Annotated in this window: 19 protein-coding genes; 9 read left to right on the plus strand and 10 right to left on the minus strand. The window is 58.6% G+C overall.

The window, feature by feature from the left end; all coding sequences use genetic code 11:
* Window positions 1–2: 2 nt before the first annotated feature.
* A complete protein-coding gene (locus INF32_RS02090; protein WP_226386759.1) occupies window positions 3–1187 on the minus strand; it encodes a glycoside hydrolase family 130 protein in 1185 nt (394 codons plus the stop codon).
* 18 nt (window positions 1188–1205) lie between these two features.
* Window positions 1206–2525, minus strand: a complete 1320-nt coding sequence (locus INF32_RS02095) for a glycoside hydrolase 5 family protein (protein WP_226386760.1) — start codon at window positions 2523–2525, stop codon at window positions 1206–1208.
* A gap of 742 nt (window positions 2526–3267) precedes the next feature.
* Here INF32_RS02095 and INF32_RS02100 point away from each other — a divergent pair.
* The 6 genes from INF32_RS02100 (at window position 3268) to INF32_RS02125 (ending at window position 13236) form a co-directional block, all read left to right on the plus strand.
* Window positions 3268–6306 (plus strand): SusC/RagA family TonB-linked outer membrane protein, encoded by a 3039-nt coding sequence (locus INF32_RS02100; RefSeq protein ID WP_226386761.1) that lies wholly within the window; start codon window positions 3268–3270, stop codon window positions 6304–6306.
* Between the two features lie 10 nt (window positions 6307–6316).
* Window positions 6317–7909 (plus strand): RagB/SusD family nutrient uptake outer membrane protein, encoded by a 1593-nt coding sequence (locus tag INF32_RS02105; protein ID WP_226386762.1) that lies wholly within the window; start codon window positions 6317–6319, stop codon window positions 7907–7909.
* A 30-nt stretch (window positions 7910–7939) separates the two neighbouring features.
* The gene (locus INF32_RS02110) at window positions 7940–9190 is read left to right on the plus strand and encodes an IPT/TIG domain-containing protein (protein ID WP_226386763.1); all 1251 of its coding nucleotides are present in this window, start codon (window positions 7940–7942) and stop codon (window positions 9188–9190) included.
* An 87-nt stretch (window positions 9191–9277) separates the two neighbouring features.
* Window positions 9278–10798 carry a glycoside hydrolase family 28 protein gene (locus INF32_RS02115; protein WP_226386764.1) on the plus strand — a complete coding sequence of 507 codons (1521 nt, stop codon included), beginning with the start codon at window positions 9278–9280 and terminating at the stop codon, window positions 10796–10798.
* Window positions 10799–10806: 8 nt separating this feature from the next.
* Entirely contained in the window at window positions 10807–11904 is a 1098-nt protein-coding gene (locus tag INF32_RS02120; protein ID WP_394368314.1) for a glycoside hydrolase family 26 protein, read from the plus strand.
* 75 nt (window positions 11905–11979) lie between these two features.
* The gene (locus tag INF32_RS02125; RefSeq protein ID WP_226386766.1) at window positions 11980–13236 is read left to right on the plus strand and encodes a uroporphyrinogen decarboxylase family protein; all 1257 of its coding nucleotides are present in this window, start codon (window positions 11980–11982) and stop codon (window positions 13234–13236) included.
* A 106-nt stretch (window positions 13237–13342) separates the two neighbouring features.
* Here INF32_RS02125 and INF32_RS02130 read toward each other — a convergent pair whose 3' ends face one another.
* From INF32_RS02130 to INF32_RS02165, 8 genes are read right to left on the minus strand one after another with little or no spacing between them, the layout of a single operon-like run.
* Window positions 13343–13789: a hypothetical protein gene (locus INF32_RS02130; RefSeq protein ID WP_226386767.1), complete on the minus strand. Its 447-nt coding sequence runs from the start codon at window positions 13787–13789 to the stop codon at window positions 13343–13345.
* Window positions 13790–13804: 15 nt separating this feature from the next.
* The gene (locus INF32_RS02135) at window positions 13805–15631 is read right to left on the minus strand and encodes a V-type ATP synthase subunit I (protein WP_226386768.1); all 1827 of its coding nucleotides are present in this window, start codon (window positions 15629–15631) and stop codon (window positions 13805–13807) included.
* A gap of 8 nt (window positions 15632–15639) precedes the next feature.
* A complete protein-coding gene (locus INF32_RS02140; RefSeq protein ID WP_226386769.1) occupies window positions 15640–16248 on the minus strand; it encodes a V-type ATP synthase subunit D in 609 nt (202 codons plus the stop codon).
* 17 nt (window positions 16249–16265) lie between these two features.
* Complete coding sequence (locus INF32_RS02145; RefSeq protein ID WP_226386770.1) at window positions 16266–17591, minus strand: V-type ATP synthase subunit B; 1326 nt, start codon at window positions 17589–17591, stop codon at window positions 16266–16268.
* Between the two features lie 6 nt (window positions 17592–17597).
* Complete coding sequence (locus INF32_RS02150; protein ID WP_226386771.1) at window positions 17598–19358, minus strand: V-type ATP synthase subunit A; 1761 nt, start codon at window positions 19356–19358, stop codon at window positions 17598–17600.
* 16 nt (window positions 19359–19374) lie between these two features.
* On the minus strand, window positions 19375–20220 hold the full coding sequence (locus tag INF32_RS02155) for a DUF2764 family protein (RefSeq protein ID WP_226386772.1): 846 nt from the start codon (window positions 20218–20220) through the stop codon (window positions 19375–19377).
* A 10-nt stretch (window positions 20221–20230) separates the two neighbouring features.
* Entirely contained in the window at window positions 20231–20854 is a 624-nt protein-coding gene (locus INF32_RS02160; RefSeq protein WP_226386773.1) for a hypothetical protein, read from the minus strand.
* Between the two features lie 38 nt (window positions 20855–20892).
* Window positions 20893–22356 carry a DUF4301 family protein gene (locus INF32_RS02165; RefSeq protein WP_226386774.1) on the minus strand — a complete coding sequence of 488 codons (1464 nt, stop codon included), beginning with the start codon at window positions 22354–22356 and terminating at the stop codon, window positions 20893–20895.
* A 216-nt stretch (window positions 22357–22572) separates the two neighbouring features.
* Here INF32_RS02165 and INF32_RS02170 point away from each other — a divergent pair, with 216 nt between their 5' ends.
* Genes INF32_RS02170 through tilS form a run of 3 tightly spaced genes read left to right on the plus strand, consistent with a single transcriptional unit; the run spans window position 22573 to window position 26377 of the window.
* Window positions 22573–23946 (plus strand): MATE family efflux transporter, encoded by a 1374-nt coding sequence (locus tag INF32_RS02170; RefSeq protein WP_226386775.1) that lies wholly within the window; start codon window positions 22573–22575, stop codon window positions 23944–23946.
* Between the two features lie 40 nt (window positions 23947–23986).
* The gene (gene murB, locus INF32_RS02175) at window positions 23987–25003 is read left to right on the plus strand and encodes a UDP-N-acetylmuramate dehydrogenase (RefSeq protein WP_226386776.1); all 1017 of its coding nucleotides are present in this window, start codon (window positions 23987–23989) and stop codon (window positions 25001–25003) included.
* A gap of 18 nt (window positions 25004–25021) precedes the next feature.
* Window positions 25022–26377, plus strand: a complete 1356-nt coding sequence (gene tilS, locus INF32_RS02180) for a tRNA lysidine(34) synthetase TilS (protein WP_226386777.1) — start codon at window positions 25022–25024, stop codon at window positions 26375–26377.
* Window positions 26378–26386: the final 9 nt, after the last annotated feature.

Raw genomic sequence — 26386 nt, forward strand, 5'->3', positions numbered from 1 at the left:
CGTCACGGTTTCAGAAGTTCCATGAACGGCCTGTTCCGTTCGATCAGTTCGTTGATGCGTGCCACTGAAGCGGCCGAACGGAATCCGTCGGCAGGGGTGTGCATGCAGTAGTCCACAAGCCGCTCGACGGTGGAGGTGGCCACATGCATCCGCGTGTCGCAGGAGGCGTAATAGATGTAGACGGTTCCGTTTTCGTCGGCGATCCATCCGTTGGTGAACAGTACATTCGAAACGTCTCCGACCCGTTCTTCGCCGACGGGTGCGAGCAGGTGTCCGGCCGGTTCGGCAATCACCCTGGTCGGGTCGTCGAGTGCCGTCATGTACATATAGATAACGTATCGGAGCCCGGCCGCGCACATCCGCACGCCGTGGGCGATGTGGAGCCACCCCTGCGGGGTTTTGATCGGATGGGGGCCTTCTCCGTTCTTCAACTCCTTGACGGTGTGGTAATACCGGCGGTCTATGGTCTTTTCTTCCCTGATCACGGCATTCGTAATGTCATCGACCAGCGCCCAGCCGATTCCGCTGCCACTGCCGGCGTCGATGAAACCGTCTTGCGGACGGGTGTACAGCGCATATTTTCCATCGACGAACTCCGGATGAAGCACTACATTGCGTTGCTGCGAGGCGGACCGAATGTCGGGCAGACGCTCCCATCGGACCAGGTCGTGCGTGCGGGCTACGGCCGCTGTGGCTACCGCGGCCGAAAGGTCGCCGGGCCTGCTCCGGTCTTTCCGCTCGGAGCAGAATATGCCGTAGATCCAGCCGTCTTCGTGGGCTGTGAGTCGCATGTCGTAAACGTTCACGTCAGGATCGTCCGTTTCAGGCATGACGATAGGTTTGTCCCGGAAACGAAAATTGTCAATGCCGTTCGGGCTTTCGGCGACGGCGAAAAAGGATTTGCGGTCGGCTCCCTCTACCCGTACGACTAAGGCGTATTTGCCGTTGAACCTAATGGCGCCGGCATTGAATACCGCATTGACGCCGATGCGTTCCATGCAGAAAGGATTGGTCTCGGGATTCAGGTCGTAGCGCCAGTGCAGGGGGGCGTGTTCTCGTGTCAGGACGGGATATTTGTAGCGGGTCCATACGCCGTTCGAATCCGCCGGCTCGTTCTTCCGGGTCAGCAGCGCCTCCAATTTCCGTTGGCGAGCCCGGATCTTTTCTCTGAAGGATGTTTCGTTCATCGTTGTTTTGGAATAGTGTTATTGTTCGGTTGACGGAGCGGCGGTCTCTGCCTGTCGGCCGCTGAGCAAACCGGAATACTTGCGGATGAGTTCGATCGTGGTGGTGTCGGAACTGAATACCGAGTTCAATCCCTGCGGTTCCTGTGCCGGATCGCCGGTGTAGTCGTCCCCTCTGCGCCATTTCGATGGATCGTCCGACAGTGCGGCGAAACCTCCCCAGGCCCAGAAATTACAGCCGGCGAACAGGCCGCCGTTACACATATTGTCGTGTATGTAGGAGAATATGGCTTCGTAGTAAGTGTCCCGGCCTGAGGTGGAGGTTGTCCTGTCGCAGGCCAGTCCGTCGCGCGGGAAACCGAACTCTTCCATTACAACCGGTTTGCGATGCCGGGAGGCTATCGCCAGGTGCTCGTCGATATACTCTTTGGAGTTGGCAATGGCGGAGGAGAGGTTTTCCCGCATGTTTTCCTTTCCGATCCAGCCCCAGTTGTAGGGCCAGATGTGGATGGTCATGTAGTCGATGTTCGGATCGGCGTGGATGGCTTCCCAAAGTCCGATATCTCCTTCCGTGCCGGCTTTCCCTTCACTGCCGGTCGAGATAAGGTGGTTCGGGTCGAGCGCCCGTATCCGTGCGGCGATGTCTGCCATCCACTGCCGGTAGGCCTCCTTGTTGTCGTCTCCGAATGCGCGGGGTTCGTTCCCGATCTGCCATGCCATAAGAGCCGGGTCGTCGGTGTATTTCACACCCGTGTAACGGTTCGTACGGTTTACGATGTCTTCCACGTACCGGGCGAAAAGAGCCTGGGCCCGTTCGTTTTTTGCGTATTGGGCCACATATTCCGTGAAAGCGTTCCAGCCGTCTATGGCGGGGATTTTGACCGGGCCCGCTCCGGCCCATTCGAGATATTGGGAGTAGCCGCCCGACCACTCCCACGAGTTGTTCAGATAGAGCACGGCATACATCTCCCGTTTGCCGAGTTCGGCCATCAGAAAGTCGAGCCCGTCGAGAATCTCGTCATTGTATTGGCCCGGGGCGCGTTGCAAAGTCGGTTCGACTTTCGCCGTCACCCCTTCCGGGCCGTCGGCTCCGACCAGAATGCGGAGGTTGTCTACCCCGTTCTCTTTCAGAAAGTCGAGCTCACGCAGCAGTCTTTCCCGATTGCCGCCTTCGCCCTGCGAACCGAGAATGGCTCCGTACCAGAGGTTTGTCCCTACGAAGTGATAGGGCGTTTCCCCTTTGTAGAACCGGCCGTCCTTCACCCGGATGAACCGGTCCGTTTTCCCTGCAGTGCATCCGGCGAGGCCGTACAGCAATAGTGCAAATAACAGTTTTTTCATCTGTTTGTGTTTTTTTCGAATGGAATCCGTTCCGATCCCCTTTCCGGGCAGAAAAACCGGTCGGGAGAATAGTGCCGGATGATGTTAAAAAAATACCGAAAAATGAATTTATTCCTTGTTAATGTTTGGAAGAGTGGATTTCTGTTCCGATGCGGACGGTAGGACTGGGAATTCTGTACCCATCTTTTCCGCGAAGCCGTTTCGGAGGGTGTCCGTCTCCTTCTGTGTCGGAAGGAAAGAATTTCCTGTGTTTCGGTTTTGCTTTTAACATCTTTGTAACCAATCGAATGTTCGTTGTTTGTTCGGGTTGACACTCTCGCGGACAACAGCGATGAATTCACGATACAGAGATATTTACCTTTTATGTAGAGCAAAACTATGGGATATTTTCCGTTTCTCCAAACGATTTTTTCTTGAAAAAAACCGAATGATAAAAAAGTATCATTATTGGTTTTTATAATATGATATATACGCGACTTTATCTCTTATTTTTGCAATAAATATGGTTGACACCCGGACAGTACCGCTGAATTGTCGTGCGGACGGATTTACCGGAAAGGCGGGGGTAAGGTTGCAGACGGAGGGACGGAGCGTGTAGGTCGGATGCGTGTCGGAACGGATGGCTGTTCCGGAAAAACCGATCGGGATGCGCCATCCGGCTTTATGGATGCGGCGGCCCTTGTCGTCCGGACTCTTTTCGCAGGCGGAATTTGAACTAATCTTTAACTTAATAATGAACACTATGAGAAAATTATTCTTGCTGATTCTCTCCGTGTGTCTGGCGACGATATCGTATGCCAAGGAAGCGGACAGGATCAAGGGGCGTGTCATTGACAAGACCACGAAGGAAGCGCTGGTCGGGGTGGCTGTGGTCTCCCAGGCCAATACGAGCGTCGGGACTTCGACTGATGTGAAAGGCGAATTTACGTTGTCGGTAGCCCCCGGGACCCAGCTTTCGGTCAGTTACCTGGGATACGTCTCCCGGACCGTAGTCGCTGCCGACGGCATGACAATCGAACTGGAGCCTTCGTCGGTGAGTTTGGACGAACTGGTCGTGGTTGGTTACGGTACTGTGCGCAAAAGTGACCTGACGGGTTCTGTGGCCACTGTGAAGGGAGCGGATCTGAACATCCTTTCTACGCCCAATGTCGGTGCCTCTCTGGCGGGGCGTACGGCCGGTGTACAGGTTGTCTCGAGCGGTTCGCCGGACGGACAGACCAAAATCCGTATCCGGGGTATCGGTACGATCAACAATTCCGATCCTCTTTATGTGGTGGACGGCTACCAGACGACCGACATCTCCTACCTGGCTCCTTCGGACATCGAGTCGATGGAGATCATGAAGGATGCTTCTTCCAGTGCGATCTACGGTTCGCGCGGTTCGAACGGCGTGATCCTGATCACCACGAAGAAGGGTGCCGACCGCCCGACCAGTGTGTCGGTCAACGCTTATTTCGGTATCCGTAAATCGAGCCGGTATCTGGATGTGCTCAATGCGACCGACTATGCCAAGGCGCGTATCGAGGCTTATGCGAACGACAACGCCACGATGAACACCAACGACCTGGCCATGCTGAACTATGTGATCGACAATAATCTGGGCGGAACCGACTGGCAGAAGGAGGTGCTTCGTACGGCCACGGTGCAGAATTACAATATCGCTGTACGCGGCGGCTCGTCGAAAGTGCGCTACAATCTCTCTGCCACCTACAATTCGGAAGAGGGTGTACTGAAAAACAGTTTTGTGGACAAACTTTTCCTGAAGTTCAATACCGAATATCAACTGCACAAGTCGGTGACGGTCGGTTCCGACATTGCCTTTGTCGACTACGACATGAGCGGACAGGACCTGAGCAATATGTACGGTTCGGCACTGACGCTGGCCAGCCGGGCGGCTCCCGTGTCGCCTGTTTACGATCAGGAAGGTAATTGGTTCCGTACGATGGGGCAGGACAACAACCCCGTGCGCGTCATAGACCAGGAGCGTTACAAAAAGCGCCACGGAAACAAGTTCGTGGGTAATTTCTACCTGAACGTGGATATTCTCAAGGGACTTTCGTTCCGCAGCACGTTCAGCGGCGACTACACGTTTACCCGGAATTCGGATTATGTGCCCGAATATTATGTGAGTCAGCAGGAGAAGAACGATCTGAGCGAATTGAGCGAATTCCGCCAGAACTCTTTCAACTGGGTGTGGTCGAATGTGGCCACCTATAATTTCAGCCTGCCGCGGGCCCACCGGCTGACGGCCATGCTGGGTGTGGAGGCCACTAAGGACAATTACACTTCGATAACGGCCACGGCTTATGACGTGGCCGAGAATGCCGACATGCGCTATATCTCTGCGGCCAAATCGAATAATTATAATGCCGATTCCGACCAGGGTATCAGTACGTTGTTCTCGCAGTTCGCCCGGGTGAATTACTCGTTTAAGGACCGCTATCTGCTGACGGCCACCCTGCGGCATGACGCTTCGTCGCGGATTCCGAAGGACCACCGCAGCGATTTTTTCCCTTCGGTATCCGTGGGTTGGAATATGGCCGAGGAATCGTTTCTCCGTGACTGGAAACCTCTGAACCAATTGAAACTGCGTGCCGGTTGGGGACAGGTGGGTAATCAAGCGAGCGTCGGTATCGGTGCCTATCAGGCTGTCATTGCCAATAACCTCAAGTATGTCCTCGGGGGCCAGGTCTACGAGGGCCGTATTCCGACCACCCTGTCGAACGAGGATCTGCGGTGGGAAACGGCGGAACAGTTCAATGTCGGTGTCGATGCCGGGTTCTTCGACGGTAAGCTGACTGCCACGCTCGATTATTTCGTGAAGGATACGAAAGACATGATCATCACGCCTCCTGTGCCTGCCTACGCCGGTGCCGACCCTGCCCCGGCCAATGTGGGGTCGATGCGCAACAGCGGTTTCGAGTTTTCGCTTAACCATACCAACCGGATCGGCGAGTTTTCCTACAACGTGGGGTTGAACATGAGTTTCATCCGCAACAAGGTGACTTCGCTGGGCGGCAGCGCCCCGATCGTCAAGACGGTTTATGATTCCCGCCTTACGGGTACTTCGCGTACGGAAGAGGGCCGCGAAATAGCCTACTACTACGGGTACCGGACCGACGGCATCTTCCATACCGCCGAGGAACTGGCTGCTCACGTGAACAAGGACGGTCAGCCCCTCCAACCGAATGCGAAGGTGGGCGACGTGAAATACATCGACCGTGATGGCAGCGGCCAGATCGACGAAGGCGACCTGGACTATCTGGGCAGCTACATGCCGAAGTTCAATGGAGGACTCAGTCTCGGTGCGGCCTACAAGGGCTTTTTCCTCTCGTGTTTCGCGGACTTCGTGTACGGCAACCAGATCGCCAACATGAACCTCTACGACCTCTACTCGACTCAGATGGACAAAAATATCCTTTACAAGTATTACAACGACCGCTGGACGGAAGATACCCCGTACAACAACCAGCCCCGTCTGACCACGGCGAACATGGCCGAGAACATGCGTTTCTCGGACCGCTATATCGAGGACGGAAGCTATTTCCGTATCCGTAACCTGCAGTTCGGCTATGATTTCCCGACGAAATGGATCAAACGGGCGAAGATGTCGAATCTTCGTGTTTATCTGTCGATCGACAACCTCTACACGTTTACCAAATATACGGGTTACAATCCCGACGTGACCGACCAGTGGGGCGATCCGCTCGTCGCCGGTTCCGACGTGGGCGGTACGCCGCTGCCCCGGACCTTTACGGTGGGTATCAATCTAACTTTCTAACATTACGACCATGAAAAAGAACTTTATATCGTTTGCTGCGGGACTGGTTTCCGTCATGGTGCTGGCGACTTCCTGTTCCGATTTCCTCGAGCAGCCGGTGCTCGGGCAGAATGCCGACACTCCGGAATACTATGACGATCTCGACAATGCCAACATGGCGATCATCGCCTGCTATAACGGTCTCACCTATGAGGACGATCTCTCCACCTACCAGTGGATATACGGCGATGTCATGTCGGACGATGTCTGGAAGGGTGGCGGTACCGCCACGGACGCCAACGACATGCAGGAGTTGAAAAAGTGGACCGCACTCAGTACCAATTCCTATCTGACCAATACCTGGACGGCCTGGTACCGTGCCATTCATCGGGCCAATGTAGCGATCGAGAAACTTCCTTCTGTAACATTCGATCCCGACAAACGCGACCAGTTTATTGCCGAGGCGAAATTTATCCGCGCTTTTTCCTATTTCACGTTGGTGAAACTGTTCGGCGACATTCCCTATGCCTCGAAGCCGGTGGCGGTGGACGAAATGGGCAGTCTGGGCCGTACGCCTTTCGATCAGGTGATCTCCCATATCATCACCGATCTGAAGGATGCCGGAAAGGTGCTTCCCGAGAGCTATTCGGCCGAAGACCTGGGACGTGCGACCCGTTACGCCGCCAAGGGGCTCCATGCACGGGTGGTGATGTATGCGATAGGAATGTTCAAGTGCATGCCCGAATCGGCCTGGCAGGATGTGTATGACTTGTGCGACGAGATCGAACGGTCGGGATATTTCCGCTTGCTGCCCAATTTCGGCGAGGTGTTCGAGGCCGAGGGAGAGAATTGTGCAGAATCGCTGTTCGAAATCCAATACGCCACGACCAATACCGGTTACAATTTCGAGAATCAGGGAAGCTGTTCGGGTATTTATGTGGCCAACCGCGGTACGACCGAAAATCCGGAATGGGGTTGGGGTTTCAACTGCCCGACACAGGACCTGGTGGATGAGTTCGAGGCGAACGATCCGCGCCGGGAGTGCACGGTGCACGGCAACGGTATCACGCCCTATCTTTACGGTGTGTTCCAGGAAGTGGACCAGACCACCGACTATCTGACGGGGTATCATGCCCGCAAACTGGCCATCGAACCTTCGCTGCGCCCATCGAACCAGTCCGATTCGCCTTCCAACCAGCGTATCCTGCGCTATTCGGACGTGCTGTTGATGAAGGCCGAGGCGGCCTACCATCTCAATGATGAGGATACGGCCCGCGATTATGTCAACAAGGTGCGCGAACGGGCCCGTAAGTCGGCCTATCCGAAAGGATATATTGCCGGGACCAATATTTATTCGCCTACCGGTTTTTCCGATAACCTGCCCGATATAGAGGATACGGTGACCGGCGAGGCTTTGCTCGACGCCATCAAACATGAGCGCCGTGTGGAACTTGCCATGGAGTCGCTGCGATACTGGGATTTAGTACGTTGGGGCGACTATGCGGAGACGCTGGACGTTGCGACCCGAGCCAATTTCGAGCGCCGCCAGTTGCGCGGCGTGCCCGTGATACCGATCCCTTCGGAAGAGGTTTCGGGTTGGGGACTGGAACAGAATCCGATGTAATAGGCTAACCGATCAGACAAAGACAAAGAGATGAAAACATACAGCAAATTATTCATGGTCGTCTCCTGCACGCTCGCTCTCGCTGCTTGTAAGGAGGATGACTTCGGAACTCATTCCGATCTGAATTATCCGATTCCGGTCGTTGTCTCCGTGACGGAAAATCCTTCCGTAGGCAGCGAGATCACGATTACGGGAAAAAATTTCGCCGCTCCGAACACGGTGAGCATCGACGGCATTTCGATGACCGTCACCTCGGAGACCGAGACGGAAATCAAGGCGGTTCTGCCTCGTATCTTCACCGGTGCTCCGATCGTCATTCGCAATGCCTATCTGAACCAGAATGAGGAGAACATCGTCATCATGCCCAATTACCCGTCTGCGGAGGAGATCGCAGTGGACGAGTGGCCCGAGAAGATCTACCGGGGGCGTCCGCTGGTGATGCGTGGGCGGAATGTGGATCTGGTGACCGAGATCACGATCGGCGATACCACGTTCTCGGTCAATTATACATCGCAGTCACCCGAGCGCCTCGTGCAGATGATGCCGTCCGACCTGGCTGGAACCTCTTCGAAAATCGTGCTGAGAACCGTTCTCGGAAATACGATCGAGTCGGCCGAACTGGCCATCGAAAACAAGCCCGATCCGTATGTACCCGAACCCGACCTGTTACTGATGGATTTTGAGGATCAGAAGACGCATTTCGTACCGGCCGCCGCTTTCTCGAATTACACGGTGCAGATCAACCGGGAAGGTATAGCTCCGGCTCCGCAGGGAGGAAACTATTACCTGAGTTTCTATGCGCAGAACATCGCCTCCAACTGGGATCACCTCGGGTCGGTCAAGGTGGAATACACACCGGGTGTCGATCTGATCATGTTCAACGATCCGCACGTGACGTTCCTGTACAACAGTGCCGACAACATTGGTAATTTCCAGTTCTCGGTGGTTCAGAACGGCACGACGTTCGGAGGGTATTTCACTCCCGGTTCGACCGACAATCCGGACGATGCGTGGACTCTCCGCGCAACGAAGGGTGAGTGGCAATGGGTGAGTGCCCGTCTTTCGACTATTCTGAACGAAAACTGGACCGGAAACGGCAATACGTTCGATCCGAACGGTTATATCAATACGGTGGAACTGATCCTCAAACAGATCAATGCCGGTTACTGGGACGGCACGACGACCGCCGGCGGCGTTTTCGTCAATCCGCAGATGAAACTTAACATAGATCAGATCTATATCACGGACGGCCCGTACCTGCAATATCCCGACGGGCAGTAGAGATAAACGGAAAAAATTGTATATAGGACCGTAGGCCCGTGTCCGGCATGGGGCTACGGTCCCCTCTAACAATCAACGAAACAGAAAATGAAGATCAAACGAATGATTTTATCGGCCCTGATGACGGGGACGGTTCTGACGGTCTCGGCCGGGGTGTACGATGTGATGGATTTCGGGGCGAAAAACGACGGGAAGACTTTGACTACGAAAGAGATACAGGCAGCCATAGACCGTTGCCACGAGGAAGGCGGCGGTGTGGTGAGCGTGCCGAGCGGACAGTACCTGGTCGGTACGTTAAGCCTGCGCTCCGATGTGGAGTTCAACCTCCGGCGGGGGGCCGTTCTGGTGGCCACCACCGATCTGTCGCAGTACAAGGTGCCCGAGAAGGCCAAGCATCCGGCCGGAGTGTTCTATACCGAAAATGCGGAGAACGTGGCTATCACGGGTGAAGGACGGATTTTCGGTCAGGGAATGGAATTCATGGAGAAGGATGTGGCCAAGAGGATCGTCGGTGAAGTCAACAAGTATATCCGTCAGGGGTACGATTTCCGTAAGGTGGAGAACGGGTTGGGCGATGGTCCCGTCAATCCGAAAGACCGTTATCACCAGATGGTGGTTTTCAGCGGCTGCCGCAACGTGACGCTCCGCGATTTCGACTGCATTGATGCCCCTTATTGGACGATCCTGTTGGTCAACTGTACGAAGGTGACCGTTTCGGGAGTGTCGATCGACAACAATCTGTTGATTCCTAACAGCGACGGGCTGGATATCGTCTCCTGTCAGGATGTGAACGTCTCCGACTGTATCTTCAAATGCGGTGACGACGCGATCGTACTGGCCGGATACGCCCATCATTTCGACGATCCGGGATTCAAAAACGTGCTGATGCCGTCGCGCAACATCAATGTATCGAACTGTATTTTCCAGTCGCGTTCGAGTGCGATCCGGATCGGAGGATGGGACCAGAACCACATGTCGAACTATAATTTCGACAATATTACGATCTTCGATTCGAATTGCGGTATCAACCTCACGGTGCGCGATTCGGGGTCGATCCAGAACGTGAACTTCACCAATATCCGGATCGAAACCCGCATGCATACGGGCGACTGGTGGGGCAACGGCGAGCCGATCAAGATATCCGCCCTGCGCGGGGTACCCGACAATCCGATCGGCGAGATCCGTAACATCAACTTCACCAACGTCACCTGCAACGGCGAGAATGCCGTGCTGATGTATGCCTCGGACGAGAGCAAGATCGAAAACGTCTATTTCAACAATTTTGATTTCGTGCTGCGCAGAAGTCCTTTGGAGGCAGTGAGCGGCGGTAATTTCGACCTGCGGCCCTGTACGGTCCCCGGAAAGGAGATTTTCAAATCGGACATTCCCGTGATTTATATCGAGAATGCGAAAAATGTCTATTTCAACCAGGGCAATATCGGTTGGGACGGAGTGGACCGGCCGCATTATACGCATGCCATCGAGGCGGTAAAAGTGGATAATCTTCGGCTGAACAACATGACGGCAGCGCCGTCGCCTTCCAATCCGGAATTGCCGGCCGTGATGTTGCGCGGGTGCCGGAATGTGGTCGATCACATCGGTAAATAACTATGGAGATGAAAAAATCGGTTATTATACTGGGTGCGGCGGTGCTTCTGTCCGCCTGCTGTGAACGGGACGGCGACGCGTTGACGCCCGAGACGGAATGCCTTCTTCGGACATTACGCGAAGTGCCGCAAAAGGGATATATGTTCGGACATCAGGATGCGACGGTCTATGGCATCGGCTGGGACGGCGACAGGGACCGGAGCGACGTGAAGAGCGTCTGCGGCGACTATCCGGCCGTGTGCGGATGGGAGATCGGCCATATCGAGTTGGGTGATCCGGTCAGTTTGGACAGCGTACCGTTCGACCGTATCCGCTCCGCCTGCATCGAACATTTCGAGCGCGGAGGTATCAACACGGTCAGTTGGCATCTCGACAACCCTCTCACGGGCGGCAGTTCGTGGGACACGAGCGGAGGAACGGCCGTGGTGGCATCTGTTTTGCCCGGCGGGGCCAATCATCAGAAATTTCTCGGATGGCTGGATCGTCTGGCTTCCTATCTCGACAGTTTCGAAACGGCAGAAGGAGTGAAGGTCCCGATTCTGTTCCGGCCGTGGCACGAACACACCGGCAGTTGGTTCTGGTGGGGAAAGGAACATTGTACGCCGGAAGAGTATCGGCAGCTTTGGACGATGACCCACGATTACCTGCGGAAGAAGGGGCTTCGCCATTTGCTCTATGCCTATTCTCCGGCCGGCGGTGCTCCGCAGGAGGACTCGGAAGCCCGTTATCCGGGCGACGACCGTGTCGATCTGCTCGGTTTCGACTACTATCAGTTGAACGGAACGGCGGGTGAGGAGGATTATGTGCGTGTAATGGACGACAATCTGAAACGGCTCGTCGGCATGTCGAAACTGCATGACAAACCGATTGCGGTGACCGAAACGGGTTTCGAAACCGTGCCCGACTCTACGTGGTGGACGCGCGTGCTGCATCCCGTTCTTGACCGCTATCCGGTTTCCTACGTGTTGGTGTGGAGAAATGCCCGTGAGCGTCCGAATCATTATTATGCACCCTATCCGGGTCAGATATCGGCCGGTGATTTCATGGATTTTTATGGTCTGCCGCAGACTCTCTTTGCCGGGGATGTGAAACGGCTGGACCTTTAGATGCTCCGGCGGGCTCTCCGTGTCTCTGCGGAGAGCCTGTTTTCCGGGATCAACTGTTTTTATATTATTCGGATTATGGAACCATCGAAACAGCGGGTCGGAAAGGTCCTTTCGCATGAACGGCCGGATCGTTTTCCTGTCGATTTCGGCGCTACGGCCGTGACGGGCATTCATTGTAAGGTCGTGGAGGCGTTACGCGACCATTACGGTCTGGAACGTCGTCCCGTACGGATCGTGGAGACGCTTCAGATGTTGGGTGAAGTGGATGAAGAACTGAAACGGATCATGCATGTCGATTGCGAGCCAGCCATCGGATGCCGCGATTTTTTCGGGTGCGATACCCGCCGTCTGCACGAACAGAGAACGCCTTGGGGACAGACTGTATTGCTACCCGACACCTATGATCTGACGCCCGACACCGACCGGAATATCTGGATATATCCCCGGGGAGACCGTTCGGTGCCCCCTTCCGGAGTGTTGCCGGATAAATGCTATTTCATGAATGCCGTCGAACGGTGCGGGACTGTGGACGACGCCCGGCTGGACCCGGAGGACAATCTGGAAGAATACGGTCTGATCGGAGACGAGGATTTCGCCTGCTTCGTCAGTGCGGTGGAACGGGCGGCGGCGACGGGCCGGGCGGTCGTCCTCTCCTATGTCGGGACGGCTCTGGGGGATGTCGCCTTCATTTCGGGACCGGCTCTCAGTCGTCCGAGAGGTATCCGGAGCGTATCGGAATGGTATATGTCCACTTTGTTGAGGCCCGACTATATCCACCGGCTGTTCGACCGGCAGGTGGACTATGCCATCGCCAACTGCGAACGGTTGTGGAAGGCTGTCGGAGAGAAGGTTGACGTGATCTATACCTGCGGTACCGATTTCGGTTCGCAGGAGTCGCAGTTCTGTTCCGAGGAGACGTTCCGCGAGCTGTGGTTGCCGCATTACAGGCGGCTGAACGACTGGATTCACCGGAATACTACCTGGAAGATATTCAAGCATTCGTGCGGTTCGATGATGCCTCTGCTGCCGGCTCTGATCGACGCCGGATTCGACATATTCAATCCGGTGCAGGTGAATGCCCGGAACATGGACCCTCACGAACTGAAGGATCGCTTCGGTGATCGGCTGGTGTTCTGGGGCGGAATCGACACGCAGCAGGTAATGCCGTTCGGTACGCCGCGGCAGGTGGCCGACCATGTCCGCCGCCAGGTCGATATTTTCGGCGAGGGAGGCGGGTTCGTACTTAACACCGTTCATAACATACAGGCGAATGTGCCGGTGGAAAACGTTGTGGCCCTGATCGAGACGGTCAACGAACTGCGGGGATTGTAGATGTTGCCGGATTGGAAGGTGACGGTTGTTCCGGCCGGGAACGGAAACAGAAAGGGAGACCCCGGATCACTCCGGGGTCTTCCTTTCTGTTTGGGATGACCGGAAATCAGATCGCCGTACTGATGAGGAAGACGGCGGCTACGCCCAGAATGGCGTACAGCTCGGGATAGGCGGCCAGGATCAACGTATTACCGAATACGTTGTGGCCGTTGCCGATGGCCGCGATGCCGTTGGCGCAGGTCTGGCCCTGGCGGACCGAACTGAGCAGGCCGACGAAGCCCATGATCAGACCGCCCCCGAGGATGGCGGCCGCCTGCGTCATGGTGATCTCCGGGGTGAGGAAATCCTTGATCATGAAGTAGCTGACGAATCCGTACAGACCCTGGCTGCCCGGCAGGGCCGAGAGGATCATGTAGTTGCCGAAGGCGCCGCTGTTCTTCTTCATCGCGCCCACCGCCGCATTGCCGGCGATCGTCGTTCCGTAGGCGCTGCCGATACCCGCCAGGCCCACCATCAGGGCCACGCCGAAATAGGCTAATAAAATAGGTGTCATACGTGTTTTGAGGTTTTAGTTAAGTTTCTGTGTTCGATCGTTATGTTTGTTGTGCCGGAAAGGCTCGAAGGGACGTTGGGAGCCTTCGAACCCGGCGTTTTTATAGAATTCCACGAAGGTCAGACGCATCGGGTGGACGAACGACCCGAGTGATGACATGAACAGGTTGATGCCGTGGCCGATCAGCAGGATGATGATCGTCACGAGCAGGCCCACGACCGGAATGTCGGGACTGAGCCCGAGGGCCAGATCGTTGAAGACCAGCGCGAGCACGCCGCCCGAAAGGCCGATGGCGAACAGGCGGATGTAGCTCAGCACGTCGCTCATCAGCCCCGTCACGTCGTTGTAGGTGTTCCACAGTCCGGCCCCGAAGTTGGCCAGCGGGTTCTTGCCCGGGGAGTTGAGGAAGAGCATCATGAAGAGCCCCGCACCGAGGCAGGCCAGGTAAGCTGCGGAGCCCATCGAAAACTGCCTGATCCCCAGGTCGGGCAGGAACATGGCCGCCAGCGTGGAGACGATGACGATCATCCACCCGATCGTGGAGAGTGCGTACCGGAATCCGAACTGGCGCGAGATGATGGTCACCTTGAGCGCCATGCCGAAGAGAATCTGGATCAGGCCCAGCGCGATCGCCAGGTTGAAGAGCTTCTCCGACGAGAGGAAATACTCCCGGAACTGAGCGAACAGGGGCAGACCCGCCAGCTGGACGCCGAAGAACGAACCCGTGAGCAGTCCGAACAGCACCGTGGCCGCTCCGCACCAGACGGTCAGTCCTGCCGCCTGCCGCAGTTTCGGCCCCCCCTTCCAACGCATCAGCAGCCCGGCCAGCACGAAGATCAGTCCGTAGCCGCCGTCCCCGAGGCAGAAGCCGAAGAAGATCATGTAAAAGGGACCGAAGTAGGGGGTCAGGTCCATCGTGCCGTATCTGGGCAGCGAATAGAAACCTCCGATCAGTTCGAACAGCCGCGCGAACCGGTTGTTTTTCAGCAGGACGGGAGTGTCGTCGTCCGGTGTGGGATCGGATTTGAGGTAGAACAGGTCGGGATACTCTTCCAGCATCGCGTCCACTCTGTCCGCCGTCTCCCGCGTGGCCCAACCCTCCAGCAACACCAGCGAGCCGTCGGCCTCCGCACGTCCCGAACTGTGCACCTGCCGGAACCGGAGACGTTCCCTCAGGGAGGCTTCGTGCTCCGCGATCGCATCCTGCGAGGCCGCGCAGCGGGCCAGCTGCCGGTTCCATTCCTCCAGTTCCTTTTCGAGCGATTCGGCCTCCCGCCGTTTGTCGTCGCGGGTGGCCTCGGGCCGGCGCATCTCCTGGGCGTCGATCGCCACGTCCGTGCCGGGCGGAACTACCGCCACGAAATAGGTGACACCGTCCCGGGAGGCGATCTCTTCGATGAGATAGGATTCCCTCCATCCGGCCACCCGGTCGCCGAAGTCCTTGTCGTAGGCCGAGAAGAATCGGAGTTCCACACCCGCCTCCTCCAGCCGGGCCAGTTTATCCGGGTTGAAGGCTCCCCATACGGCCAGTTCGTCCGCCTCCTTGCGGGCGCGGGCGATGCGTGCCGTGAGCGATTCGATCTCCCGGGCGGCTTCCCGGTAGCGCTCGAATGCCTCCTTGCCCGTGGCGAAAGGCTCGCCCGGGACGAATTCTTTCCGTGCGGTCAGTTCTTCGAAACGGCGGGCCGCCTGCCTGTGCTGTTCGATCTGCACGAGCAGCTGCCGGTCGTCCTCCGAAGGTTCCCAGCCCGTGGTGGTGATGTCTACCAGCCCCAGCTCCCGCAGCCGCTCCAGGAAATCCTCGTAGCGGTCGTAGTGGAGCACGAAATCGTATTTCATCATCGGTACGATCATGGCCGCACCTCCTCTCCGGTTTGTCCGTGCCGGGTCTTGACGATCTTCTGGGCGCTCTTCGAGAGGTTCTCCTCGTCCTCCAGGAAACGCTTGATCTTGCGGATCGCATCCTCGTATCCCGGAATCTGGACCTTTTCATAGAGGTTTACCTTCTGGGTGGTCTTCTTGCGGGCGTGGTCCAGCAGCTGCGTCTTGTGGTCGTAAAAGGCGTGTTCGATGCCCAGCGTGGCGATGCGCTTGAGCACCTCCACCCCGTCGGCGATCCACACCGGACTGCTAAACAGGTCGTAGGGCTTCACCTCGAAGTCGATGCTCCGGAGCACGGGAATGCGTACCCCGGCGATCTTGACCGTACCCAGTTCCACGTCCCGGATACTCACCAGCTCCGGATCGAATTCGCTCCACAGGGCGGCCATGTAGTCGTAACGGGAAGAGAGCTCGTCCAACTGCCGCGCATACTCCGCAGCGGTGTCCTTCGCCTTCTTCACCTCCACGCGCAGGGCCGACTCCTTGCTCTTGATCGTGGGCAGGGCGCGGGTACGCATCCTGAGCTGTTTGCCCAGTTCGTTCAGCGACGTTTTGTTATACTGAAATCTGATAGCCATATTTCCGCGGATTTACGCTATGCCTCTTTCGGCCAGTATTTTTCCACCAGTTCGTCCTTGATGGCCACTTCGCTCTTGCTGAAATATTTCGCGAACATGGCCCAGGCGCGGTCGAGCATGCGGGTGATGTCGATGTTCACGTCGATCGAGAGCAGGTGTTCCGAGTAGTCGCGTGCGAAGGCGAGGGCCCGTTCGTCGTAGTCCGACAGGTCGAAACCGTTCTCCAGTTTCGTCTTGGCGTTGGCGGCGTCGGCATAAAGGCGCACGGCGGCGTTCATCACCTGCGGGTGGTCTTCGCGGGTCTTTTTGCCGATCACCAGCTGCTTGAGGCGGCTCAGCGAACGGAACGGGTCGACGATCACCTTGCCCGTGTCCGAATCGTTGCGCAGAAAGAGCTGACCTTCGGTGATATAACCCGTGTTGTCGGGTACGGCGTGGGTGATGTCTCCGCCCGAAAGGGTGGTCACGGCGATGATGGTGATCGACCCCCCGTTGGGCAGCTGTACGGCCTTTTCGTAGATGCGGGCCAGGTCGGAGTAGAGCGAGCCGGGCATGGAGTCTTTCGACGGAATCTGGTCCATGCGGTTGGCCACGATGGCCAGCGCGTCGGCGTAGAGGGTCATGTCGGTCAGCAGCACGAGCACCTTCTCTCCCTTGTCCGCCGCGAAGTATTCGGCGGCCGTGAGCGCCATGTCCGGCACCAGGAGCCGTTCCACGGGCGGATTGTCGGTCGTATTCACGAAGCACACGATGCGGTCGAGCGCTCCGGCGTTTTCGAAAATGTGCTTGAAAAAAAGGAAGTCGTCGTTGGTGAGCCCCATGCCGCCGAGGATGATCTTGTCGGCTTTGGCCCGGAGGGCCACCATGGCCATCACCTGATTGTAGGGTTGGTCGGGGTCGGCGAAAAAGGGTATTTTCTGACCCGACACGATCGTGTTGTTGAGGTCGATGCCGGCGATGCCCGTGGCGATCAACTCCGAGGGCTGGATACGCTTGAAGGGATTCACCGTGGGGCCTCCGATCTCGCGGGCCTCGCCCTCGATCCGGGCGCCGCCCTCCATCGGCTCGCCGTAGGCGTTGAGGAAACGGCCGGCCAGGTCGTCGCTCACGTTGAGCATCGGGGGCATGCCGTGGAAAATCACTTCCGAATCGGTGGCGATGCCCTCGGTACCCGAGAACACCTGGAGCGTCACGCGGTCGCCGTCGGTCTTGACCACCTGCGCCAGCTTGCCCCCCACCGTGGCCAGCTCGTCGTTGCCCACGCCCCGGGCGCGGAGGCTCACCGTCGCCTTGGTGATGTTGTCGATCTTGGTGTATATCTTCTGAAATGCTTTCGTCTCCATGGCTGGTTATGCTTCTTTGGTTTTGGCTGCGACGGTCCGGTCGATCCGGCTGCGGTAGTCCCGGAACCGGTCGCTGTCCCACTCCGAATAGTTCATCTGTTTGAAAAGGTTGATGAGTCCCTTGAAGAAGGAGGCGCACTCCTCGAACCCGGCGAAGGAGAACTCCCTGCGGCACACCTCCAGCACCAGTTTGTACATGTACTGCTGGCGGACGATCGGGCAGTTGGCGTCGATCCGGTCGAAGGCGTCCTGCTGGAGAATCACGAAGTCGATCAGCTCCGATTTCCAGAACCGTTCGTGGTACTCGGTCGGCACGCCGTCGTCGCCCAGAATGTTGATCTGCTCGTAGGCCTCCTTGCCCCGCTGCACGAGGGTTTTGCCCTCCATCACGAGGGATACCCATCCCGGTTCGATCCGCTCGTCGAGGTACTCCCTGATCTCGGGATATTCCAGGTATTTCGAATAGCTCTCCAGCGGGTCGATCGCCGGATAGCGCTTGCTGTCGGCCCGTCCCTGCGACAGGGCGTAGAAACAGCGGGCCGCCTTTTTGGTCGATTCGGTCACCGGTTCCTTGAGGTTGCCGCCTGCGGGCGACACCGTACCGATGAAGGTCACCGAGCCGTGCCCTCCGCCCGGCAGCACCACCATGCCTGCCCGGGCGTAGAAGTTGGAGATGATGGCCGGCAGGTCCATCGGGAAGGCGTCCTGTCCCGGCAGTTCTTCCAGCCGGTTGCTCATTTCGCGCAGCGCCTGCGCCCAGCGCGAAGTGGAGTCGGCCAGGATCAGCACCTTCAGCCCCATGGCCCGGTAGTATTCGCCGATGGTCATGCCCGTGTAGACCGATGCCTCGCGGGCTGCCACGGGCATGTTCGAGGTGTTGCAGATGATCGTGGTGCGTTCCATCAGCTTGTGGCCCGTGCGCGGGTCGTCCAGCAGGGGAAACTCGGTGAAGATCTCCACCACTTCGTTGGCCCGCTCGCCGCAGGCCACGAAGATGATGACGTCCGCATCGGCCTGTTTCGAGATGGCGTGCTGGAGGACGGTCTTGCCCGCCCCGAACGGTCCCGGGATGAAACCCGTACCGCCCACGGCGATGGGGTTGAACGTGTCGATGGCCCGCACACCCGTCTCCATCATCCGCGAGGGGCGCGGTTTCTCCGTATAGGCCCGGATCGGCTGTTTCACCGGCCATTTCTGCACCATCGTGATTTCGTGGTCGCGCCCGTCGGCGTCGGTCACCACTGCCACCGTGTCCTTTACGCGGTAGAGGCCCGCCCCGGCCACGCTTTTGACCGTGTAACGGCCCGTCATGGCGAACGGCACCATGATCTTGTGCTCGATCCATTTCTCCTGCACCTGTCCCAGCCACGAACCGGCGCTCACCGTGTCGCCCGGGGAGGCCAGCGGTTTGAACTCCCATTGCCTTTCGTAGTCGAGCGGATCGGTATGCGATCCCCTTTTGATAAAGAGGCCATCCATTTTTGCGAGGTCGTTCTGCAGTCCGTCGTAGTTCTGCGAGAGGATGCCGGGACCGAGCGTGGCCTCCAGCATGTGGCCCTCGAATTCCACGCGGTCGCCTACCTTCAGCCCGCGCGTGGAATCGTACACCTGCACGTAGGCGTTCTCGCCGATCACCTTGATCACCTCGGCCATCATGCGGATGTCGCCCAGGTAGACGGAGCAGATTTCGTTCTGCGCCACGGGGCCGTCCGCTTTCACCACCACGATGTTGGAGATGATGCCGGCCACCTGTCCTGTTGTCTTCATGTCGTATTTTCGGTTTTTATTCGTTCGTACTTTCGGCCCGGCCGATCAGTTCCGCCCCGCCCAGCGAGGCCAGCAGCCGGGCGAACATCTCCTGACCCCGCTCGCGGTCGAGCGACATCCAGCGGGAGACGATGCCCACGCGCACCAGATAGCCCAGGATGAATTCGATGTTGAAATAGTCGAAGGTCGTGAGCTCCTCCGACATCTCCCAGCGCAGCGAGTCGATGCGGTGTTCCTTTTCGAGCAGGTTCTCCTCGTCGGCCACGGCGGCGATCACCCGGTCGAGGTATCCCACCTCGCCTTTCAGCCCGAAGTCCGCCGCCGAACTGCGGGCCAGCGATTCGGCCACGTAGCCTCCGCCCACCAGCACCTGCGGTACGGGAATCCCCAGCCGGCGGGCCGTGAGGGCCGCGCAGACGTTGCGCAGGTTGCGGTCGAACTCGCCCCATTCGCGCAGAAAACGGCTCTTCGACGCGGCGCAGGCCCGGTAATAGGCCTCCATGAGCGAGCGTTCCAGCGCCTTGCTGCGGTCGATCTCCTCATAATCCGTACCCTCCGGGTCGGCATAGGCTTCCAGCACTTCGCGCACGAACCGGGGCAGGCGTACGGGCCGAACCGCCTCCTCCTCCAGTTCCGCCCGGCCGAAATTGCCCAGGGGGGAGAACTGTGCGCGGCCCGCTTTCAGGTTCACGATGTTCCCGATGTCGTGATAGGTGCGCAGCAGAGCCACCTTCTCCCGGTCCTTCCGGCCGATTCCCTCGTCGATTTCGGCCTGTACGGACGCGGGGTCGAAACCCTTGTGCTCGCCTTCCCGGGTGAATTCGCGCAGGCCCGCCACCAGACAGTAATAGTTCTTCGCCATCGTCTCCCCGCTATTTGCCGGTCTCTTCGCCGTAGAGAAGCCCGGCCACCTGCGGGCGCAGGTATTCGTCCAGCAGGGCGTTGAAATCGGCATCCGTGAAACTGAGGTAGTATCCTCCGTCTTTCGGGCCGATCCGGAAACCGTTTTTCACTCCGTCCGCGTATTCCAGTTCCACACCCGCGTCGAGGAGGGCTTTTGCAGCGGACGCGAAGGCGGCGTCCAGCTCCTGCTTCCGGCCGGCCGGAAGCAGGGCTTTCAGTCCCGCTTCGCCTCCCGAGGCCTGCCAGTTCCGGACGGTCTCCAGCAGCAGCTCCTTCACGAACTCCGCATCGAGCATCGCCCCGCCCACGGCCTTCCCTGCCGTGCGGGCCACGATCATCGTACGGATCGACTCCTTGAGCGCCGAGACGCTCTGCCGAGCGGCCAGCGCGATTTCGGTCCGGGTATTCTTTTTCAGCTCCGCGGCGCTCTGTCCGGCTTCGGCTACGATCCGTTCGGCTTCGGCCCGTGCGTCGGCGACGATCTTCTTCGCTTTCGCCTCCGCCTCGGCCACCAGTTCGTCGGCCCGGGCCCGTCCCTTCGACAGCCCTTCGTCGTAGAGCCTGCGGGTCAGCTGTTCCAGTTTGTTTTCCATAGATTCATTCGGTATTATTTCGGTTTTGTCGGTTACAATCATTGGTGCTGGGGACGCAACAGGTCGTTCACCACTTTCACGGGCGAGAACGTGGAGATCGGAACTTCCACGAACAGCGTGTTCCAGCGGGCCATGGCCCCGTTCCAGAGCCCCGGCAGTTCCTGTGCCTTCAGTTCCCGGCCGTCTTTGGACTTGGAGGAGATGAACCCCGTCGATTCGTCCACGTAGCGGAGCAGATCAAATTTCCTGCCTTTGTAGTCCTTTACGCCGCAGACCAGGTCCACGGGATTGAAGTGGGTCGCCCGTTTCATCAGCTCGGCCTGGGCCGGGGCGATCTGGGACGACTCGGCGATCTGGAGCGACTGTGCGCCGCCCGGTTCGTTCACCCAGAAGGGACCTCCGCCCGGCTCTCCCTCGTTGCGGACCATGCCGCAGACGCGGATCGGACGGTCGAGCAGCGAACGCAGCAGTGTACTGCGGGCTTCGGTCGTCATTTGCGTGTAATTCTCCGGTAGCCGGCAGGAGAGCTCCTCCTCGAGGAAGCCGGCGATTTCGCGGTTCAGGTCGTCGTCGGCTCCTACCCGATCGAGCGTTTCGAGCAGGGCGAACGCCTCCTCTTGAAGCTGTACGAGCAGCCCTGCCAGCGCTTTCTTGTAGGCTACCGTGTCGGCCTTGAGCCGGTCGGGAGCCACGTTGTCCACCGTCTTGATGAAGATCAGGTCGGCGTCTATCTCGTTGAGGTTCTCGATCAGGGCGCCGTGGCCGGCCGGCCGGAACAGCAGGGAGCCGTCGGCTTCGCGGAACGGTTCGTTGCCGGGTGTGACGGCGATCGTGTCCGTCCCCGGCTTCTGGACCGAATAGTCGATGCGGAACTTCACTCCGTACAGCTCTTCGTAACGCGGAAGCACCCGTTCCATCAGGGCGTCGAACTCCGCACGGTGTTCGGGCGAAACGGTGAAGTGGATGTTCACCCGTCCTCCGGCCTCCGCATACAGTGCTCCTTCTACCAGGTGCTCTTCGGCCGCCGTGCGGCTGCCGTCGGCGTATTTGTGGAACAGAATCAGTGCTTTGGGTTTCGAGCCGTAGTCCAGTCCCTTCCCGACGATCGCCGAGACGATCTTCACGGGGTCCTGTTCGTCGCCCACGGCCTTTTTCAGTTCGGGCCAGAACGCGAACCGGCCGATGTTCTCCAGCAGCGGGTCGATCCCCTTGCCGCGCTTTCCCCCGTTCACGAATTCGAACAGCTCCTTGAACATGCGGGTGGCTGCGCCGGACGCCGGGACGAATTTCACGATCCGGGCGGTGCGGCTTCGCTCCGTGTAGATGTCGGAAAAGCGGTCCATCTGCTCCTTGTCGAAGATGCGGATGCCGTCGCCGGCCACCGCGGCCCGGTCGACGGGCAGAAAACCGAAGCCCCGCCGGAAATTCTCCATCTGCTTCTCCACGCCCTGCGGCGTGAGCCCGTGGGCTTTGATCTGAATTAAATCCTTGTCCGTAAACATATTGAGTGCTTTTTGAACCTGTCTTTCTTTCGAACCGTCTAAATGTAGTCATTTTTTCCGAAACTGTTTTCGCATTGTTGATTTTTTAAACCTTAAATGTTGATAAATCACACGGATAGGACAAGGTAAACTATTTTTGTTTTTCAAGTTTTTTGCCGGAAACCGCATCGGAGTCGGAATAATTTCGCACCTTTGTTTTCCGTAAGGAGGACGGGAATGAAGGATTTTACGCGGGGGCGCGAGTGGAGCCAGATTCTCGGTTTCGCGCTGCCCATGCTGCTGGGCAACCTGTTCATGCAGCTCTATCAGTTCGTGGATACGGCCATCGTGGGGCGCTTCGTGGGAAAGGAGGCGCTGGCGGCGGTAGGGGCCTCCACGCCCGTCATCTTCATGACCATCGCGCTGGTGGTGGGCATGGGGATCGGTGCCTCGATCGTCATTTCGCAGTATTTCGGCATGAAGCGTTACGACCGGGTGCAGGCCACAGCCGACACGCTGACGATCTTTCTGGCCGTGGCGGCCGTGGCGGTCACGGTGCTGGGGGTGCTTTTTTCGGTCCCTCTTCTGCGGCTGATGAAGCTGCCCGAGGAGATCGTGCCGATGGCCGCTGGCTATCTGAAGATCTATTTCGGCGGTTCGGTTTTCCTGTTCGGGTTCAACAGCGTCTCGGCCGTGCTGCGCGGGGTGGGCGATTCGAAGACGCCGCTTTACTTTCTCGTTGTTTCGGCCGTACTCAACGTGGGGCTCGACCTGCTCTTCATCGTGGGACTGGGGTGGGGCGTTCCCGGGGCCGCGTGGGCCACGGTGATCGCACAGGGTGCGGCATTCCTGCTGGCCGTGGCCTATGTGAACCGGAAACACACGCTGTTGAAATTCAATCTCATCAATCCGAAATTCGACGGGGCACTGTTTCGCCAGTGCTTGCGCATGGGGCTTCCGTCCGGCCTCCAGCAGACCTTCGTGGCCGTGGGCATGGTGGCCCTGATGGGGGTGGTCAACGGTTTCGGCACGGACGTGATCGCCGCCTATTCGGCGGTCAACCGCATCGACACTTTCGTGGCCCTTCCGGTGATGAATTTCGCCGCCGCGCTCACCTCGTTCACCGGGCAGAATGCCGGAGCCGGGAAGTGGCTCCGTATCCGCCGGGGACTGCGCGACACGCTCTGGATGTCGAGCGGCTGCGTACTGGTGCTCAATGCCGTGCTGATTCTTTTCGGGCGTTCCGTGCTGCGTATCTTCACGGACGATCCGGCCGTGCTCGACGCCGGGTACGAATGTCTGGCGGTGATGAACTCCACCTACCTCCTGTTCAACCTCATGTTCGTGATAAACGGCATGCTGCGCGGGGCGGGCGCCACGGTCTTCACGATGCTGATCACCTTCGTCTCCCTGTGGCTGTTCCGGGTGCCTGCGGCCGTCTTCCTGTCCGGAGTGTTCGGGGAGACGGGCATCTGGTGGGCCATGCCCGTGGGCTGGGCTGCGGGACTGGCGGGATCGGTCGCCTATTTCTATTCCGGACGGTGGAGAAACCGGGGAGTCGGCCGTCCGGATGCCTCCTCCGTGGCTCCCCCCGCCGAAGAGGGGCTCTGATCATTTGTCTTTTGCGCGAAAATCCCCTACCTTTGTCCTTATGATGGAACGATTTCTCGATATAGACCTGACGCCTTACAACAGTTTCGGCGTTCCGGCGCGGGCCGACCGCATGGTGACGTTCGACAGCCGCGAAGAGTTGCGCGAACTGCTGGCGGACGGGGAGATACTCGCCGGGCGATGGGGTGTGCTCAGCGGCGGGAACAACATCCTTTTCACGCAGGATTTCCGCGGTACGCTGCTTCACCCCGTAGGAAAGGGGATCGAGGTGCTCTCGTCCGACGTTTCCCGGGTGAGGGTGCGCGTGCAGGCCGGTCTGGAGTGGGACGATCTGGTGGCATGGGCCGTGGAACGCGGTCTGTGGGGGCTGGAGAACCTCTCGCTGATCCCCGGGTACGTGGGGGCTGCCCCCGTACAGAACATCGGTGCCTACGGGGCGGAGGCGAAGGATACGGTCGAGGCGGTCGAACTGCTCGATACGGGGACGCTCGCCCCCCTTACACTGGCGGCCGCCCACTGCGGGTTCGGTTACCGGGAGAGCGTTTTCAAGGGAGTGCTCCGGGGTCGGGCGGTCATCACGGCCGTCGTCTTTTCGCTGGGACGGGTGCCGCGGCCCTCGTTGGGATACGGCGACCTCGCACGGGAGACCGCAGCGCTGGGCGGGCCTTCGCTGGAGAATATCCGGCGGGCGGTGACCGCCATCCGGCGCCGCAAGCTGCCCGATCCGAAAGAGACGGGAAATGCCGGCAGTTTTTTCAAGAATCCGGTGGTGGAGCGTTCCGTGGCCGAAAGGCTGAAGGAGAGGTATCCCGATCTGCCGCTCTATCCGGCGCAGGATGAGGCTCACTGCAAGCTGCCGGCCGGCTGGCTGATCGACCGGGCCGGCTGGAAAGGTCATGCACGGCCTACGGTGGGGGTGCACGGGGCGCAGGCGCTGGTGCTCGTCAACCGGGGCGGGGCTACGGGAACGGAGGTGCTGGGGCTGGCTTCGGACATCCGTCGGGACGTGGAGGAGCGTTTCGGCGTGCGGATCGAAACGGAAGTGAACGTCTGGTAACGATAAAACAGAAGTGCGATGGAAAGGCTGCTTGATAAATTTCAGGATTATATCCGGGAAAACGAATTGGTGAAACCCTCGGAACGGGTGCTGCTCACCGTGAGCGGCGGGGTCGATTCGATGGTGATGCTTTCGCTCTTTGCCCGCAGCGGTTATGCGATCGGCGTGGCCCACTGCAATTTTCAGCTCCGGGGGGCCGAATCCGAGGAGGACGAGGTGCTCGTGCAACAGGAGGCGGCCCGCTACGGTGTTCCTTTTTATAATATGCGTTTCGACACGAAGGGAGAGATGGAGCGTACCGGCGAATCGGTGCAGATGGCCGCCCGACGGCTGCGTTACGACTGGTTCAATGCGCTGTGCGCCGAGTACGGATACGACGCGATCGCCATCGCCCACCATGCCGACGATTCGATAGAGACCTTTTTCATCAATCTGCTCCGGGGAACGGGTCTCCGAGGGCTGACGGGCATTCACGCCGTGAACGGCCGCATCGTCCGGCCCCTGCTGTTCGCTTCCCGGCGCGATATTCTCGACTATGCCCATGCCGAGCGGATTCCTTTCCGGGAGGACTCTTCGAACCGCTCCACCAAGTATCTGCGCAACAAGGTGCGGCTGGGTCTGATTCCCCGTATCCGGGAGATCAATCCCAAGTTCACCGAACAGATGTGCGCCAACATCGAGCGGCTCACCGACGCCCAGCTCTTCATCAGCCGGGGCATGGAGCGCATCCGGGCCGAAGTGGTCGAACAGCGCGACGGACTGAGTGTGATCGACCCCGCCCGGATTGACCCCGCTTTCCCGGTCGATTTCGTGATCTACGAGTTGCTCAGCGCCTACGGTTTCAAGGGCGATGTGATCGATTCCCTCTGCCGGTCCATGCGCCACGACTCCACGGGCAAGCGCTTCTATTCCAAAGAGAACGTGGCCTACATCGACCGGGGAAAGATACTCGTGGCCCCGATCGCCGAGGAGGATGCCTGTGCGGTCGAGCTGGGAGAGGAGATGTCCAAACTCTATTGCGGCAATTCGGTGCTCTATCTGGAGAAGCTCGATATAGACGATATCGACACGCCTGCCCAGCCCGAAAACGTGGCGCTGCTCGACCGGGACCGGCTGCATTTCCCGCTGGTCGTGCGCCGCTGGAACGAGGGGGACAGTTTCGTGCCTTTCGGCATGACGGGACGCAAGAAGGTGAGCGATTTTCTGATCGACGCCAAAGTGCCGCTGGCCGAGAAGCGGCGCCAGTTCGTAGTGGTCGACGGCGGAGAGGGGGCCGGGGAGATCGTCTGGCTGGTCGGGCGCCGCATCGACGATCGGTTCCGGCTGGGGTCTGGGACGGAAAATGTGCTGAAAATCACGAGAGAAGTGCTTTGACCTGCGGCC

The organism is Gallalistipes aquisgranensis (genome assembly GCF_014982715.1).
GTDB lineage: Bacteria > Bacteroidota > Bacteroidia > Bacteroidales > Rikenellaceae > Gallalistipes > Gallalistipes aquisgranensis.

Bases quoted from the DNA above. Each gene is read 5' to 3' on its own strand.
- INF32_RS02155 (WP_226386772.1), bottom strand. From the start codon at position 20,220: ATGGCGAAGAACTATTACTGTCTGGTGGCGGGCCTGCGCGAATTCACC.
- INF32_RS02160 (WP_226386773.1), bottom strand. From the start codon at position 20,854: ATGGAAAACAAACTGGAACAGCTGACCCGCAGGCTCTACGACGAAGGG.
- murB (WP_226386776.1), top strand. From the start codon at position 23,987: ATGATGGAACGATTTCTCGATATAGACCTGACGCCTTACAACAGTTTC.
- INF32_RS02120 (WP_394368314.1), top strand. From the start codon at position 10,807: ATGAAAAAATCGGTTATTATACTGGGTGCGGCGGTGCTTCTGTCCGCC.
- INF32_RS02110 (WP_226386763.1), top strand. From the start codon at position 7,940: ATGAAAACATACAGCAAATTATTCATGGTCGTCTCCTGCACGCTCGCT.
- INF32_RS02140 (WP_226386769.1), bottom strand. From the start codon at position 16,248: ATGGCTATCAGATTTCAGTATAACAAAACGTCGCTGAACGAACTGGGC.
- INF32_RS02165 (WP_226386774.1), bottom strand. From the start codon at position 22,356: ATGTTTACGGACAAGGATTTAATTCAGATCAAAGCCCACGGGCTCACG.
- tilS (WP_226386777.1), top strand. From the start codon at position 25,022: ATGGAAAGGCTGCTTGATAAATTTCAGGATTATATCCGGGAAAACGAA.
- INF32_RS02100 (WP_226386761.1), top strand. From the start codon at position 3,268: ATGAGAAAATTATTCTTGCTGATTCTCTCCGTGTGTCTGGCGACGATA.
- INF32_RS02125 (WP_226386766.1), top strand. From the start codon at position 11,980: ATGGAACCATCGAAACAGCGGGTCGGAAAGGTCCTTTCGCATGAACGG.
- INF32_RS02105 (WP_226386762.1), top strand. From the start codon at position 6,317: ATGAAAAAGAACTTTATATCGTTTGCTGCGGGACTGGTTTCCGTCATG.
- INF32_RS02145 (WP_226386770.1), bottom strand. From the start codon at position 17,591: ATGGAGACGAAAGCATTTCAGAAGATATACACCAAGATCGACAACATC.
- INF32_RS02150 (WP_226386771.1), bottom strand. From the start codon at position 19,358: ATGAAGACAACAGGACAGGTGGCCGGCATCATCTCCAACATCGTGGTG.
- INF32_RS02095 (WP_226386760.1), bottom strand. From the start codon at position 2,525: ATGAAAAAACTGTTATTTGCACTATTGCTGTACGGCCTCGCCGGATGC.
- INF32_RS02130 (WP_226386767.1), bottom strand. From the start codon at position 13,789: ATGACACCTATTTTATTAGCCTATTTCGGCGTGGCCCTGATGGTGGGC.
- INF32_RS02090 (WP_226386759.1), bottom strand. From the start codon at position 1,187: ATGAACGAAACATCCTTCAGAGAAAAGATCCGGGCTCGCCAACGGAAA.
- INF32_RS02135 (WP_226386768.1), bottom strand. From the start codon at position 15,631: ATGATGAAATACGATTTCGTGCTCCACTACGACCGCTACGAGGATTTC.
- INF32_RS02115 (WP_226386764.1), top strand. From the start codon at position 9,278: ATGAAGATCAAACGAATGATTTTATCGGCCCTGATGACGGGGACGGTT.
- INF32_RS02170 (WP_226386775.1), top strand. From the start codon at position 22,573: ATGAAGGATTTTACGCGGGGGCGCGAGTGGAGCCAGATTCTCGGTTTC.